A 15,066-nucleotide genomic window follows, 5' to 3' on the forward strand; every position below is an offset into this window, starting at 1 on the left:
TCCGCCTCGTCAAAGGCTGATTTCTCTCCGACTCCGGGCGCCCGGGCTTTTCTGCGGCGAAGGCTGTCGAGCCTCGCTCGCCTCGCCCTGCCGGACGCTCCGCTTTCTCGCACGATTCTGGGGCACCGAGCCGAAAGCGCTTGATCTTTCCGGCGATATGTTGAGCAATCACTGCCGTCTGGTCGGCCCGTGATCGTCGCAACTCGCGCCGACACCCTCGCAATCACCTCTGATTCACATCCACTACTGACACCACCCAGGACACCCATGACCACCATCAGCTCTCCCGCCGCTCCGACCCGCTCGCGGCAGCGCCGCTCTCACTTCGCTCTCGCCGTTCTCGCAGCAGGTTCCCTCCTCCTCGCCGGGTGCTCCGGATCGGCACAGGCCGAGGACGAAGATGCCACACCTCAGGACGGCGGAACACTGAAGATCGCCTACGACGTCGATCCGACCTGCCTCGACGGACAGCAGCAGGGCACGAACGTCACCCTCAATGTCACTCGTCAGATCACGGACTCGCTCACCGATCAGGATCCGGAGACGCAGGAGATCAAGCCGTGGCTCGCCGAGAGCTGGGATGTCTCCGATGATGCGAAGACCTTCACCTTCCACCTCCGTGACGGGGTGAAGTTCCAGGACGGCACGGACTTCACCTCCGCCTCGGTGAAGGAGAACTTCGAAGCGATCCAGGATCTCGGGGCGAAGGCCTCCCTGGGACAGACCTACCTCGACGGGCTGAAGTCGATCGAGACTCCCGACAAGCAGACCGTGACATTCACCTTCGACAAGTCCAACGCCCAGTTCCTCCAGGCGACGTCGACGATGTCGCTGGGCTTCTACTCCTCGGACACACTCGCGAAGTCCCCCGAGGAACGCTGCACCGGAGACATCGTCGGCACCGGCCCGTTCCAGGTGAAGTCCTTCGAGCACAACAAGTCGATCGAGCTCGCCCGGTTCGACGACTACGACTGGCCGTCATCGATCGCCGAGCACGAAGGGCCGGCCCACCTCGACGGCATCGAATTCTCCATCGTCCCCGAGGCCTCGGTGCGCAACGGTTCACTGCTGTCGGGGCAGGTAGATGTCGACTTCTCCGTCCAATCCCAGGACGAGAAAACCCTCGAGGCGCAGGGACTGGGCATCGCCTCCCGACCGAACCCGGGCGTCGTCTACAACCTCGTGCCCAAGCACACCGGGAACATCGCCAAGGACAAGTCGGTGCGTCAGGCGCTCGTCAAGGGCATCGACCGCGACCAGCTGCAGAGCGTGATCTCGCAGCACCAGGCTCCGGCCACCTCGGTGCTGGCGAAGTCGACCCCTGAGTACGAAGATCTCTCCGATCTGCTCGCCTACGACCCCGACGGCGCGAAGAAGCTGCTCGAGGACGACGGGTGGAAGGTCGGCGACGACGGCATCCGGGTCAAGGACGGCACGAAGCTGTCGACGACGCTGACCTACTGGCAGGACGCCCCATTCCTCGAGCTCGTCCAGCAGCAGCTGCGAGAGATCGGCTTCGACCTCAAGCTCGAGAAGAAGACCACTGCCGAGGTGACCGCCCAGCAGGCCGAGGGCAAGGAAGAGCTGACCTTCGGCAACCTCACCCGTGCCGACGGCGATGTTCTGCGCAACTACTTCGGCGTCGACGAACAGAACGGCAACGCGAGGAAGAAGAAGGAGAAGCTCGACGACATCCTCGCCCGCACGACCTCGACGCTCGACGAGAAGGAACGCACGGCGGACTTCACGAAGGCCGCGAAGATCCTCATCGACGAAGGCTACTCGATTCCGATCGTCGAACTCTCCGGAGTGATCGGCACCGGCAAGAATGTCCACGACTTCAAGTACGAGGCCTCCTCGCGCTTCCAGCTCTATGACACCTGGCTGGACGGTGAGCGGTGATGAGCCTGCGCTACCTGGCCTCCCGGCTGGCCCAAGGACTGCTCGTCCTGTGGATCGCGTTCACCTTCAGCTTCTTCCTCCTCTATTGGCTGCCCGGCGATCCGGTCATCACGATGCTCGGCGCCGGGGGAGAGCTGCAGAGCTTCGACCCCGCCGAGGTGGCCAGGCTTCGTGCCGAGTTCAACCTCGACCAGCCGCTGCCCATCCAGTACCTGCTCGCCCTCCTGGCCGTCGTCCGCCTTGACTTCGGCACCTCGATCCAGGCCGGCACCCCCGTCACCGAGGCAATCGCCGCCGCCCTGCCCCCGACGCTCGCACTCGCCGCGTTGGCCTTAGGTCTCGCCTTGGCGGTGGGGATCGTCATCGCGGTTGCCGCGACCCTGACCCGCCGCCCGTGGCTGCGCGACACCCTCGCGGCTCTGCCGGGACTCGGGATCGCACTGCCGACGTTCTGGGTCGGACTGATGCTGCTGCAGATCTTCTCCTTCCGCCTCCCGCTCTTCCCTGCGGTGGGCACCGGAACTCCGGCCGCGATCGTGCTGCCGGCCGTGACCCTGGCGATCCCGCTGTCGGCGATCATCGCCCAGGTCCTCTTCCGCTCGCTGCAGAATGCCTGGACCCAGCCCTTCGTCACGACCTTCCACGCATCGGGCTACACCCGGCTGCGGCTGCTGCTGCGCCAGGCCCTGCCCGTGGCGCTGCTGCCGGCGCTGACAATGGGCGGGGTGCTCTTCGGTCAGGCGCTCGCCGGGTCCGTCGTGGTGGAGAACGTGTTCTCCCGGCAGGGCCTCGGTCGGCTCGCGCAGACCTCCGTGACCGGGCAGGACATCCCGCTCGTCCAGGGCATCGTCCTCTTCGCCGCGGCCGTGTTCGTCCTCGTCAACCTCATCACCGACCTCACCTACCCGCTGCTCGATCCGCGGCTGCGCGGCGCCCGCCGGAAGCTCGAAACCAAGGCCAGGGACACCCTCGCCGAGGCGTCCGACCGTGAGGACGCACCCGCCGGTGCGAGCCCGGCCGGCTCGACGGCAGAGTCCGCATCGACGGAGACCGAAGGAGCGCGCGCATGAGCCTGGCCACCGAACTGCAGAAGAACGCCCAGATCGCACCGACCGGGCCCGGTGCGGCCCGGCCCCACGAGGACCGGGTCCCCGGCGGCGGCACGCCCGGTCGGCTGCGTCGACTCACCTCGGCGGTGGGTTCCACCCGCATCGGGATCGTCGAAGTCATCGCGATCATCGTCCTCGGACTCGCCGCACTCGCTGCCGTCTGGCCGACCCTGCTCACCAGCGTCGATCCGCTCACCGGCAACCCGACCGACCGCCTCCTGGCACCCAGCGCCGAGCACGTCTTCGGCACCGATCAGCTCGGCCGCGACGTCTTCGCCCGCACCATCCACGGGTCCGCGCAGACCCTGTCGGCCAGCCTCGCCGCCGTGCTCATCGGGGTCGGCGCGGGCGTCCTCATCGGCCTGCTCGCCGGCTTCTTCACCGGGGTGCTCGACGCGATCTTCATGCGCACCGTCGACGTCCTCCAGGCCGTGCCCGGCCTGCTGCTGTCGATGGCAGTGATCACCGCGCTCGGCTTCGGCACCCTCAACGTCGCCGTGGCTGTCGGCGTCGCGGCCGTGCCTTCGTTCGCCCGGCTGACCCGTGCTGAGGTGATCCGATGGCGCTCGACGGAATTCGTCCGCGCCGCCCGCGCTGACGGACTTTCGGCCGCATCGGTCCTCGCCCGGCACATCTTGCCCCAGGTCAGAGGCCCGATCGGGGCGCTGCTCGCACTCGAATTCGGGTCCGCTGTGCTCGCCGTCTCCGCCCTGAGCTTCCTCGGCTTCGGCGCCCCGCCGCCGCAGCCGGAATGGGGTCTGCTCGTCTCCGAGGGCCGCGACTTCCTCGCCGCAGCCTGGTGGATGACGACCTTCCCCGGACTCGTCGTCGCTGCGGTGGTGCTCGCGGCCAACCGTCTCTCCCACGCCGTCAACTCCGAGAAGGAATTCCGATGATCAACACCGATCTCCTCGCCTGGCCCGCAGCCGGTGCCGGCACCGAACTCCTCGACGATGCCGGTCTGGAGACCACCGAGGCCCAGCCGACACCGATCCGGGCCCGGTCGACCCTGTCGCCTCAGGACCCTGAGGTCCTCGAGGTTGCGGGACTGAGCGTCACCTACCCCGGTGCTCCCACCCCGGCGATCGCGGACATCAACCTCAGTCTCGCCCCCGGGGACACGCTCGCGATCGTCGGCGAGTCCGGATCCGGCAAGTCCACGACGGCCGCGGCGCTGACCGGACTCCTCCCGGCTGGGACGAAGGTCCACGCGCACACGCACAGCCACCTCGGCGAGGACCTCACCTCGGCGAAGCCGCGCACCTGGCAGCGGATCCTCGGTACGGGAATCGCGTACGTGCCGCAGGACGCGGGCGCCGGGCTCAACCCGGTGCGCACGATCGCCTCCGCCCTGGCCGAGACCCTGACCGTCAACGGTTATGCGAAACCGCAGATCAGACCCCGCATCGCCGAGGTTCTCACCGCCGTGGGACTCGACCCGCAGACCCACGGACGGCGGTATCCGCACGAGCTCTCCGGCGGGCAGCGGCAGCGCGTGCTCATCGCCAATGCGATCGCCGCCCGGCCGGCGCTCATCATCGCCGACGAACCCACCTCGGCGCTCGACGCGACCGTGGCCAAACAGGTCCTCGACGTGCTGGGTGGCCTCGTCGCCGGTTCGCAGACCGCGCTTGTGCTCATCACCCACGACCTCGGCGTCGCGAAGGAACGCGCCGCAAAGCTGCTGGTCATGCAGGCCGGCCGCATCGTCGAAACCGGGCCCACCGAAGCCGTCCTCGCCGACCCCCAGCATGCCTATACGCAGTCGCTCCTCGCCGCGGCCCCGCACCTCGGGTGGGGGAGACTGCGGCCGAGCACCGACGCTGGCGCCACCGAGACCCACACCGGCGCCGAGGCGGTCCTGTCCGGCCGTGCGATCGTACGGAACTTCGGTGGGGACCGTCCCGCAGTTGACGGTCTCGACATCAATCTGCGGGCAGGATCGACTGTGGGAATCGTCGGCGAATCCGGGTCGGGGAAGACGACCTCGGCGAGGATCCTGCTCGGCGCCGACCGGGCGGATTCCGGAGTGATCACCCTCCACGGAAAGCCCGTCAGTGACTACCAGCGGAAGGACCTCGGACGGCGCATCCGGTACGTCCACCAGGACTCGAGCGCGGCTCTCGACCCGCACTACACGGTCGAGCGGATCCTCACCGAACCGCTGCGCGGCCACCGCATCGGCACCCGAGCCGACCGGCCGGGACGAGTGCGGGAGCTGCTCGACTCCGTCGCCCTCGATCACAGCCTCCTCAAGCGCACCCCGCGGGAGCTCTCCGGAGGGCAGCGGCAGCGGCTCGCGATCGCCCGAGCGCTGGCCGTCGACCCCGAGGTGATCATCCTCGACGAACCCGTCTCCGCGCTCGACGTCGGCGTGCAGGCACAGATCCTGCAGCTGCTCGTCGACCTGCAGGCTCGCCTCGGCGTCGCCTACCTCTTCATCTCCCATGACCTCGCCGTCATCGAGCAGATCGCCGACGAGGTGATCGTGATGAAGGACGGACGTGTCGTCGAATCCGGGCCGACCGCTCGTGTGCTGCACGAGAGCCGTGACGACTACACGCGGGCGCTCATCGACGCAGTGCCGTGCTTCGACGACTCCGCCGCGCGCACAACCTCCACCATCAACCCCACCGAACTGACAGGAGCATCCCATGCCTGACCTCGACACCACCATCCCCGGCCAGCCGCGGCAGGTCCACCTCGCCGCGCACTTCCCGGGCGTGAACAACACGACCGTATGGTCCGATCCTGCCTCGGGCAGCCACATCGAATTCGACTCCTTCGCTCACCTCGCACAGACCGCCGAGGCTGGACTCTTCGACTTCTTCTTCCTCGCCGAAGGCCTGCGCCTGCGCGAACACCAGGGGAAGATCTTCGACCTCGACGTCGTCGGACGACCGAACACCACGGCTGTGCTCTCCGCGCTCGCCGCCGTCACCAAGCGCATCGGGCTGGCCGGAACCCTGAGCTCGACGTTCAACGAACCCTTCGACATCGCCCGCCGGCTCGCGACGATCGACCACCTCTCGAACGGTCGCGCCGCCTGGAACGTCGTCACGACCTCCAACGCCTTCACAGGCGAGAACTTCCGCCGCGGCGGCTACCTCGACTACGCCGACCGCTACCGCCGCGCCGAAGACTTCATCGACGTGGCTCGGAGACTCTGGGACACCGCCGCCGGTGACGGGTCGTTCACGCATGCCAGCGACTTCTTCGACATCGCCGGACGCTTCCCCGCCGGCCCCCTGCCCGGCGGTCACCCCGTCGTATTCCAGGCGGGGGACTCGGACTTCGGCCGTGACTTCGCCGTCGGCTCGGCCGACGTCATCTTCACCCGCCACTCCGACCCCGAATCCGGCCGGAAGTTCTACGCGGACGTGAAGTCCCGCCTGGCCCGCTACGGCCGAACCGAAGACTCCCTGAAGATCTACCCGGGAGTCTCCATCATCCTCGGCGACACTCTCGCCGAGGCGGCCGAACGCTCCCGCGAGGTCGCCTCCCAACAGGTCAGCGAGGCCGGTGCCATCGCGTTCCTCGAACGCGTGTGGGACCGCGACCTCTCCGCCTTCGACCCCAACGGACCCTTGCCCGATGTGCCGCCGGCCGCCGACTCGATCTCCCAGGGCCGGGTCAAACACATCAAGGACGCGGAAGCGACGATTGCCCGCTGGCGGAAGATCGCCGAGGCCGAGAACCTCACCGCCCGAGAACTCGTCATCCGGGTCTCGACCCGTCACTCCTACGTCGGCACCCCGCACCAGGTCGCGACCGACCTCGCCGAGGCGGTCCGCACGAAGGCCGCCGACGGCTTCATCCTCGTCCCCCACCTCACTCCGGGCGGACTCGACGAGGTCGTTGAGAAGGTCGTGCCCGAACTCCAGGAACTCGGGGTCTATCGCACCGAGTATCCGGACGGGTCCCTGCGCGAGAACATCGGACTGCCCGCCGCCCGCACCGCCGCTGACTGGGCCGCCGCCCGCCGCGAAGCCCGCAGCACCGCCGCCGCGGAAACCGACACCACAGAGATCGGTGTCGCCGGCACCCCCGACGCTCCGACCCGCGAACTCAAGGAGGTGGGCTGACATGTCGCGTGTCGTCCTGCTCTCGGCCAGCCCCTCGGAGAACTCGAAGACCGAAGCACTGCTCGAGTTCATCGCCCGCAGGCTCGGCCAGTACGGCCACCGTACGGAGTTCATCAAACTCCGCCACCTGCCCGCCGGCTCCCTCCTGACGGGGGATTCGAGCGATGGCCTCATCGCCTCGGCGCGGGACACGGTCGCCGCCGCCGACGCGGTGGTCGTCGGGTCCCCGGTCTTCAAGGCCACGTACACCGGACTGCTCAAGGTCTTCGTCGATCTGCTGCCGATGGACGCCCTGCACGGCAAACCCGTTCTGCCGCTGCTCACCGGCGGATCCGCCGCCCACGTCCTCGCCCTCGACTACGGCCTCAAACCGCTGCTGGCCACGCTCGGGGCGAGCTCGATCGGTCGCGGACGCTTCGTCGTCTCGAGCAACATCCTCCCGGCCACGGACACGACCCCTCCGAGCATCGACGAATCCGTCGAGCGCGACGTCGTCGACGCCATCGACCAGTTCGACTCGGAGCTGACCGTCCGAGCCCGGTCGTGCACCCACGCCGAGGCGGCCGCCGCCGAATCCCTCATCACCACCCCGATCACGACCGAACGGAATCCCTCATGAGCGTCATCATCGCCACCACGCTGAACCCCGATCCGATCTCCGGCCCGGCGACCGCGAAGACCCTTGACGGACATGCGGACTTCGCCCTCGTCCCCGATGACTTCACCGGGTACGACGCGCTCGAGTTCGCCTCCTGGCTCGGCCCGCTGACCAGCAGGCTCGGGATCGTCCCCGAGGTTCGCGCCACCCATCTCGAGCCCTTCCACCTCGCGACCGCCTCGGCGACGCTCGACTACGCGGCCCGGGCCCGTGCCGGACTCGCTGTGGGCATCTCATCCACCCCCGCCGAGGCGGCCCTCTTCGGTCGACGCGGCCCCGCCCCGGCACCCGCTGCCTGGGCCGAGGCCGCATCCGTCATCGACGTCATCCGCCGACTCTGGGACTCCTGGGACGACGACGCGATCATCCGCGACGAGGCCACCGACCGGTACATCGATCGCGACCGCCTCCACTACATTGAAGCGCAGGTCCAGGACTCGACGGGAGTCGACTACTCGGTGCTCGGCCCCTCGATCACGCCGCGCCCGCCGCAGGGCCACCCGCCGATCATCGTCCGCGCCGAGACCGGCAACGAGGCGGCCCGCGCCGCCGCCGACATCGTCCTCGCCGACGAGGCCGCCGGCACCATCTCGCTCGAGGATCTGCGCACCGAACTCGACCCCGGAGTGCCGGTGCTCACCGTCCTGCCGGCACCGACGACCCGCGCCGAGGTGGCCGAGCTCGTCGGCTCCGTGCGCATCCTCGTCGAACGCGGGGCCTCGGGGGTGCTGCTGACCGCGTCAGCTGAGAATCAACTCGACTTCAGCGTCCGACTCGTCTCCGAGATCCTCCCCGCCCTGCACGCGGCGGGACTGCGGGACACCCCTGAGGGCGTCGCGGCACTGGACGGCGGCAGCGACGCGAGCGATCTGCGCGGCCGCCTCGGACTCGCCCCGGCCGTGAGCCTCTATGCCGATGCGTAAGACGTCGGCTGCGGTGGACCTCACGACCGGCGGTGATGCGTCGACGGCATCCGATTCGGGCAGGCACCGCGCCGACCTCACCTTCATCGGGGCCGGGCCGAAGACCCTGGGCATCCTGCTCGCGATCGCCGCGAACACGGACGCCGGGGCAGGCCTGCGCATCCACCTCGTCGACCCGTATCCGGCCGGAGCCGGGCGGATATGGCGGACCGAACAGTCGCCGCACCTGTGGATGAACTCGCGCACTGAGGACATCACGATCTTCCCGGACGAGTCCTGCCTGCTCGAGAATCCCGGCATCATGGGACCGACCCTGCACGAGTGGATCCACGGGCCCGGTCGGGAGCGCCTGACGCAGGCTGGCCTCGGCGCCGAGGCGGCAGGGCTCGACTCCCAATCGTTCGCCAGCCGCCGGGTCCAGGGACACTACCTGACGGCGGCCTTCGAACTCGCTCTCGATCGTCTCGATGCTCAGGTGCACATCCATCGCGCCCGCGCCGAGGCGGTGCGCCGCGGCGAAGGCGACCGCGGCTTCGTGGTCACCACCTCCGCCGGGGCGGAGATCGCCACCGACGTCCTCGTCTCGGCTCAGGGGCATCTCGACATGCACACCGCCGAGCAGGATGCGGTCCTGGCCGACCGTGCGGCCGCCTCGGCGGGACAAGACCTGTACTATCAGGCTCCCGGATACACGGCCGACCTCGACTTCAGCGGCATCCCTGCCGGCGCTGAGGTGCTCACCCGCGGTTTCGGACTCGCGTTCCTCGACTTCATGGTTATGGTCACCGAGGGTCGCGGCGGTGAGTTCGTCGACGACGGGGAACGGCTTCGCTACCGGCCCTCCGGCACCGAACCGGTGCTGTGGGTGGGATCCTCCCGCGGGGTCTCCTACAGTCCGAAGCTCGGATACAGTCAGGTCGATGTCCCCGGCGCACCGGCCGTGGAATTGCGGTATTTGGACCGCGTGGCTGAGAGAACCGGCCGCGTGGGAGGGGACCGTCGCGGAAGCGGGCAGCGCCTCGGCGAGAGTTCCCGGTTCATCGAGTTCGATGAAGTGCTCGGTCCGCTGTTCGAACTCGAACTCACCTATGCCCACTACGAACACGTGCTGTGGAAGCGCGGCATCGACGCTCCCGAACTGCTCGAGCGCATCGATGCAACCGCCGAGCGGGTCCGCGCGGGCCGCATCGGCGCGAACGGGGCAGAAGCCACCACCGGCGCCGTCTTCGAGACCATCGCCGAGGCCGCCCGCGACGTCATCACAGACGAGGCCGATCTGTTCGACCTGGACCGCATCAACCGTCCGCTGGCCGATCTGCGCTGCGATGATCTCTCTTCTGCAGAGGCGAGCGTGCGCGATCACATCTCCGGGCAACTCAAGCGCAGTGCCGATGTGCACCACTCTGCCGACCTCGCCGTCTTCACCGCTCTGGTCAAGGCATATGTGCAGATCAGGATGTTCGTCCGCGACGGTCGAGTCAGCAATGGCGATCGCACGGAGTTCGTCGAAGGCAGCTTTCATTCCCTGTTCTCGTTCATCGGCAGCGGCCCGCCGCCGAAGAGAGTCAGACAGATCCTCGCTCTCCACGAAGCCGGTTTCGTTCGGTTCCTCGGTCCCGGGTTGAGCATCGACGCCGATGCTGCCGGTTTCACCGCCCGCTCCACCGCTTACCCGGAGGCGAAGACCTTCACTCATCTCGTCGAAGCCCGTCTGGCTCGGCAGAGTGCGGAGAAGGCAGCCGATCCGGTCCTCGAAACACTGCGGGCGGACGGCCGACTGCTGCTCGAGACCGCGGCTCACGCGAAGCTGCGCACCGACGGTGCCGGTCGCGCGCTCGACGCACATGGTCGGGCACAAGGCGATCTGTTCCTGCTCGGTCCCGCGGTCTCCGGATCGACGGCCGAGGCCTTCAGCCGACCGCAGACTGGCGCCCCCGTGTTCGCTGACAACGAGCGCATTGCCGGGGCGATCCTCGACGCCGTGGCGGCAGGGTCCGACCGGCGGGAGCTCCTGGCTGGGTGACCGGCGACCGGCAGTGGGACTGCTCGATCGTCACAGAGAGCTGCCGCGGTGGGAACGAACGACGATCACGTCGCGTGCGTACGAGTCGGCGGACCGCCTCGGCGAGGGATGCCGACCTTCTACGTCGAAAAATGACATTCATCGACGACATATGACGCGACGTGACCATCCGAGACGGCGCGTTCGCGCGAGCACATCGGGGACACTCACACTGAATCACACCGCAGATGCAGCGGTGCCCATCAGTGAAGGAAGGATCCGCCGTGAGTTCACCCCGTTTCGAACCCACCACACCCGCCGGAATCTCGACCCGATCGGTGCACTCGGGAGCCATGCCCGAGGCGCACACCGGTTCGGTCGTGGCCCCGATCTTCCAGACTTCGACCTTCATGATGGACACTCCGGGAGAGACTCGCGCCGGCTTCGACTACGCGCGCACGGGCACGCCGAACCGCAGCGACCTCGAACAGGCTCTGTGCGAATTGGAGGGAGCGTCGTTCGCCGCGGCCGTCAATTCCGGAACCTCGGCCGAGGTGGCCGTGTTCTCTTCTCTGCTGCGTCCCGGCGACGAGGTCATCCTGCCCCGCGACGTCTATGGCGGGACCTTCCGGCTCCTGCAGAATGAGTACGTCCGCTGGGGCGTGGTCATCCGCACCGTCGACCTCACGGACACCGCGGCGCTCGCCGCCGCCATCAACGACAACACCGCGATCATCTGGGTCGAGACCCCGAGCAACCCCGGGCTCGACATCATCGATATCGCTGAGGCGGCCCGCCTCGCCCACCGAGCGAACGCGCTCCTGGCCGTGGACTCGACCTTTGCGACCCCGGTGCTCCAGCGTCCGCTGGAGCTCGGCGCCGATATCGTCGTGCACTCGACGACGAAGTTCATCAATGGCCACTCCGATGTCATCGGCGGGGCGGTCCTCACCGGTGACGGGACGAGCTGTCTCCGCGCTGCCGAGGTGGTCGACCGTCTCGAAAACCACCTCGCGTCTGTCGGGCTGGGCATCTCCCCGTTCGACGCGTGGCTGACCAGGCGCGGGATCAAAACCCTGCCGGTGCGGATGAAGGCGCACTGTGCCAACGCGCAGGCGGTGGCCGAATGGCTGGAGACCCGCGACGAGGTGGCCGAAGTGATCTACCCGGGCCTGCCCTCGCACCCGGGGCACGAGGTGGCGAAGCGGCAGATGAGCGGGTTCGGAGGAGTGGTGTCCCTGCGCACCGACACCGAGGAGCGGGCACTGTCCCTGGTGGCGAACACGAAGCTCGTCACTCTGGCCGAATCGCTCGGAGGAGTCGAGTCCCTCATCGACCACCCGGCGACGATGACGCACCTGTCCGTGGCCGGCAGCGAGGTGAGCGTCTCCGGCAGGTTCATCCGCCTGTCCGTCGGGATCGAAGACGTCGAAGACATCCTCGCCGACCTTGCGCAGGCGCTCGACGCCACGTCCGGTGATGCGGGCACGAGTCCTGCCGGCGGAGCCGCACATACCGCTCCTGCGGGAAAGCACCACGTCTCGTCTCGAGCGGCTGCGGTCCCCGTATAGCCGACGGCATCACGTACCGGGAGCGACACTTCCTCCCGGTACGTCGGCATACCTCACCCTTCGCGGCAGACCACCTCGTTGCAGCGAGGTGATTCGTTGCGAAGGGTGAGGGATGCTCAGACACGTCGTGCGCAAAGGCGCGGCTGATGCGGTCCAGTGCTCCAGCGTCCACTTGGAAATCCAGTGGGGCCGGTCACAGGGTGTCGGGAAAACCCGACGTGGGGTCGGAGGTCTTCGTGCTGTTCGCGAGCCCGCGGCTCCCGTAGCGTATTTGCTATGAGTGAGAAGACCCCCGAGAACCCGCAGGATCAGGAGCCGCTCGGCCCCGGTCCGCAGGAGCCTCAACCCCCACAGCGCGAAGAGTCGATCAGCGCCGAAGCGATCGTCAATGCACCGCCGACCACCGAAGTCGACGCAGCAGCGGTCGACGAACCGACCGCTCGCGAAGCAGGAGAGTTCCGGACGAAACCCGTCGACCTCGACGTGCCGTTCGCGACGGGCTCGACCCGAGTGATGGGAGCCGGCGAACAGGCCCAGCGTCCTGACTACCCGCCGATGAACCCCACCAGGCCGGTCACCTACACTCATCCGACGGCTCCTGCGCAGCCTGGCCCCCGCACCCATCCCTCGGCTCAGGCCGCACCATCCGGGTACGCGCCCTCGAGCAACCCGAACTACCCCACCCCGCCCGGCCACGCCCCTCAACCCGGACCGCACCCAGCACCACAACCCGGCCCCCAGTTCGGTCGGCCCGCGCCGCATGCACAACCCATGCCGACAGCGCAGCCCATGCCGATGCCACAGCCGATGCCGCGTCCGCGGCCGCCTCGGCGGATGAAGCCCAAACGTGACCCTGTTGCGTACGCACCGGTCACCGGCTCACTGCCGCTGAGCCGGGACGAGGTCACCGAGATCCCCGCCGACGGACCCATCACCTGGCCCAAACGCCCCACCGGAATCATCGGCGTGGCGAACCTCGTGCTCTCCGCCGTCCTCACCCTGATCTGGGCGTGGATCCCGCTGGGTCTGCTGTTCACCGGAATCGGCGGCATCTTCGCCCTCGGTCTCGGCGTCCTCGCCCTCCTCGTCTGGGTCCTCGTCCAGCAGGGCGCGAACAACGCCGAACGCTACCGAGCCGAACTCATCTACGCCGATAAGATCCCCGTCCCGAAGATCGAAAGCAGCAATCGCGATCCCGGCATGGGCCGCTTCCTCCACAACCGTTGGCTGCAGGTGAAATCCGGTGCCTTCTGGCGCTCGACCGCCCACCACTACATCAAGATGCTCCTCGGCCTGATCGTCGTCGCCGGCACCATTGCCGCGATCTGCGGATCGATCTTCGGCATCTTCGCCGCCATCAACCCCCATGGAGTCAATACCTTCTTCATCGGCGAAACCATCGACGGACCGGCCCGCATCGGTGTGGCCATCGGTTCCGTCATCGTCCTCGCCAGCTCCTTGGCCATCCTGTGGTTCGCCCCGCTGCTCGACCGCGCCCTTGACCGGGCGCTGCTCGCTCCGGCCCGCACCGTGGCGCTGCAGGCCGAGGTCACGGAACTCGATCGGGCCCGCATGGCCGGCCTCGAGGCGGCCGCGGCGGAACGTCTGCGCATCGAACGCGACCTCCACGACGGAGCCCAGCCCCGCCTCGTCGCCCTGACCATGACCCTGGGCATGGCGAAGTCGAAGATCGACTCCGATCCGGAGAAGGCGAAGGAACTCGTGGCCGAAGCCCATACCGAAGCTAAGGGCATCGTCAACGAACTCCGCCAGCTGGCCCGCGGAATCCACCCCGCTGTCCTCACCGACCGCGGACTCGACGCCGCGGTCTCCGCCCTGGCCGGACGGTCGACGATCCCCGTCGACGTCGATGTCCGCCTCGAGGGGCGGATCGGACGCGAAGCCGAGGCCGTGTCCTACTTCGTCGTCGCCGAATGCCTGACGAACATCGCCAAGCACTCCGGTGCCACCCGTGCCAGTGTGTTCATCGCCCCGACCGAGACCGGTGTGCAGATCGTCGTCACCGACAACGGCCACGGCGGTGCACGTGTCGACCGCACCGGGCGTCACACCGGGATCGCCGGTCTCATCGACCGGGTCGAAGCCGCTCGTGGCACACTGAACCTGACCAGCCCCGCAGGTGGGCCAACGACTGTAGTTGTGGAGGTGCCATGCGCATCGTAATCGCTGAAGACTCTGCCGTCCTGCGGGCCGGACTCGAAAGGCTGCTCGCCGACGCCGGACATGAGGTCATCGCCGCCGTGCCCGACGCCAACGAACTCCTCGCCGTCGTTCACAACGATCCGCCGGACCTCGCCGTCATCGACGTGCGCATGCCCCCGACGTTCACCGATGAAGGCATCCGCGCCGCCGTCCTCATCCGCAAGCAGAACCCGGACGTCAAGGTCCTCGTGTTCAGCCAGTACGTGGAGGAGCAGTACGCGTCCGAACTCATCGCCGAGAACACCGGCGGCTTCGGCTACCTGCTCAAAGACCGTGTCGCCGACGTCGAAGACTTCCTCACCGCCGTCGACGAGGTCGCAGGAGGCGGCACCGTTCTCGACCCGGAGGTCGTGTCCCAGATCCTCGTGCGCACGCGCAAGAAGGACGGACTGTCGACCCTGAGCCCTCGCGAGATCGAAGTCCTCCAGCTCATGGCAGAGGGCAAGTCCAATGCCGCGATCGCCGGCACCCTCTACCTCAGTGCCGGTGCCGTAGAAAAGCACATCTCCTCGGTGTTCACGAAGTTCGGTCTCACCGCCGACACCTCGGAGAACCGCCGAGTCCTCGCCGTCCTCACATTCCTCGGAGCCTAG

The 15,066-nt window shown here is 68.0% G+C and carries 11 protein-coding genes; all 11 read left to right on the forward strand.

The window, feature by feature from the left end:
* Positions 1 to 267: 267 nt before the first annotated feature.
* The 11 genes from ACU4IU_RS10995 (at position 268) to ACU4IU_RS11045 (ending at position 15,066) form a co-directional block, all read left to right on the forward strand.
* A complete protein-coding gene (locus tag ACU4IU_RS10995) occupies positions 268 to 1,902 on the forward strand; it encodes an ABC transporter substrate-binding protein (RefSeq protein ID WP_446656729.1) in 1,635 nt (544 codons plus the stop codon).
* Complete coding sequence (locus ACU4IU_RS11000) at positions 1,902 to 2,972, forward strand: ABC transporter permease (protein ID WP_446656730.1); 1,071 nt, start codon at positions 1,902 to 1,904, stop codon at positions 2,970 to 2,972. The genes ACU4IU_RS10995 and ACU4IU_RS11000 overlap by 1 nt, the downstream gene beginning before the upstream one ends.
* Positions 2,969 to 3,907 carry an ABC transporter permease gene (locus ACU4IU_RS11005; RefSeq protein ID WP_139909231.1) on the forward strand — a complete coding sequence of 313 codons (939 nt, stop codon included), beginning with the start codon at positions 2,969 to 2,971 and terminating at the stop codon, positions 3,905 to 3,907. The genes ACU4IU_RS11000 and ACU4IU_RS11005 overlap by 4 nt, the downstream gene beginning before the upstream one ends.
* Positions 3,904 to 5,673: a dipeptide ABC transporter ATP-binding protein gene (locus ACU4IU_RS11010; RefSeq protein ID WP_446656731.1), complete on the forward strand. Its 1,770-nt coding sequence runs from the start codon at positions 3,904 to 3,906 to the stop codon at positions 5,671 to 5,673. Before ACU4IU_RS11005 ends, ACU4IU_RS11010 begins: the two co-directional genes overlap by 4 nt.
* Positions 5,666 to 7,096, forward strand: a complete 1,431-nt coding sequence (locus tag ACU4IU_RS11015) for an NtaA/DmoA family FMN-dependent monooxygenase (protein ID WP_446656732.1) — start codon at positions 5,666 to 5,668, stop codon at positions 7,094 to 7,096. The genes ACU4IU_RS11010 and ACU4IU_RS11015 overlap by 8 nt, the downstream gene beginning before the upstream one ends.
* A 1-nt stretch (position 7,097) precedes the next feature.
* Positions 7,098 to 7,715, forward strand: a complete 618-nt coding sequence (gene ssuE, locus ACU4IU_RS11020) for an NADPH-dependent FMN reductase (RefSeq protein ID WP_446656733.1) — start codon at positions 7,098 to 7,100, stop codon at positions 7,713 to 7,715.
* The gene (locus ACU4IU_RS11025) at positions 7,712 to 8,677 is read left to right on the forward strand and encodes an LLM class flavin-dependent oxidoreductase (RefSeq protein WP_446656734.1); all 966 of its coding nucleotides are present in this window, start codon (positions 7,712 to 7,714) and stop codon (positions 8,675 to 8,677) included. The genes ssuE and ACU4IU_RS11025 overlap by 4 nt, the downstream gene beginning before the upstream one ends.
* Positions 8,670 to 10,700: an FAD/NAD(P)-binding protein gene (locus ACU4IU_RS11030; protein ID WP_446656735.1), complete on the forward strand. Its 2,031-nt coding sequence runs from the start codon at positions 8,670 to 8,672 to the stop codon at positions 10,698 to 10,700. The genes ACU4IU_RS11025 and ACU4IU_RS11030 overlap by 8 nt, the downstream gene beginning before the upstream one ends.
* 263 nt (positions 10,701 to 10,963) lie before the next feature.
* A complete protein-coding gene (locus tag ACU4IU_RS11035; RefSeq protein ID WP_446656736.1) occupies positions 10,964 to 12,250 on the forward strand; it encodes a trans-sulfuration enzyme family protein in 1,287 nt (428 codons plus the stop codon).
* 276 nt (positions 12,251 to 12,526) lie between these two features.
* On the forward strand, positions 12,527 to 14,434 hold the full coding sequence (locus tag ACU4IU_RS11040; protein WP_446656737.1) for a histidine kinase: 1,908 nt from the start codon (positions 12,527 to 12,529) through the stop codon (positions 14,432 to 14,434).
* Complete coding sequence (locus ACU4IU_RS11045; RefSeq protein ID WP_139909223.1) at positions 14,422 to 15,066, forward strand: response regulator transcription factor; 645 nt, start codon at positions 14,422 to 14,424, stop codon at positions 15,064 to 15,066. Before ACU4IU_RS11040 ends, ACU4IU_RS11045 begins: the two co-directional genes overlap by 13 nt.

It is taken from the genome of Brevibacterium sp. CSND-B09 (assembly GCF_052906525.1).

Coding starts and splice junctions, on each gene's coding strand:
- ACU4IU_RS11045 (WP_139909223.1), top strand. CDS start 14,422: ATGCGCATCGTAATCGCTGAAGACTCTGCCGTCCTGCGGGCCGGACTC.
- ACU4IU_RS11000 (WP_446656730.1), top strand. CDS start 1,902: ATGAGCCTGCGCTACCTGGCCTCCCGGCTGGCCCAAGGACTGCTCGTC.
- ACU4IU_RS10995 (WP_446656729.1), top strand. CDS start 268: ATGACCACCATCAGCTCTCCCGCCGCTCCGACCCGCTCGCGGCAGCGC.
- ACU4IU_RS11030 (WP_446656735.1), top strand. CDS start 8,670: ATGCGTAAGACGTCGGCTGCGGTGGACCTCACGACCGGCGGTGATGCG.
- ACU4IU_RS11010 (WP_446656731.1), top strand. CDS start 3,904: ATGATCAACACCGATCTCCTCGCCTGGCCCGCAGCCGGTGCCGGCACC.
- ACU4IU_RS11015 (WP_446656732.1), top strand. CDS start 5,666: ATGCCTGACCTCGACACCACCATCCCCGGCCAGCCGCGGCAGGTCCAC.
- ACU4IU_RS11025 (WP_446656734.1), top strand. CDS start 7,712: ATGAGCGTCATCATCGCCACCACGCTGAACCCCGATCCGATCTCCGGC.
- ssuE (WP_446656733.1), top strand. CDS start 7,098: ATGTCGCGTGTCGTCCTGCTCTCGGCCAGCCCCTCGGAGAACTCGAAG.
- ACU4IU_RS11005 (WP_139909231.1), top strand. CDS start 2,969: ATGAGCCTGGCCACCGAACTGCAGAAGAACGCCCAGATCGCACCGACC.
- ACU4IU_RS11040 (WP_446656737.1), top strand. CDS start 12,527: ATGAGTGAGAAGACCCCCGAGAACCCGCAGGATCAGGAGCCGCTCGGC.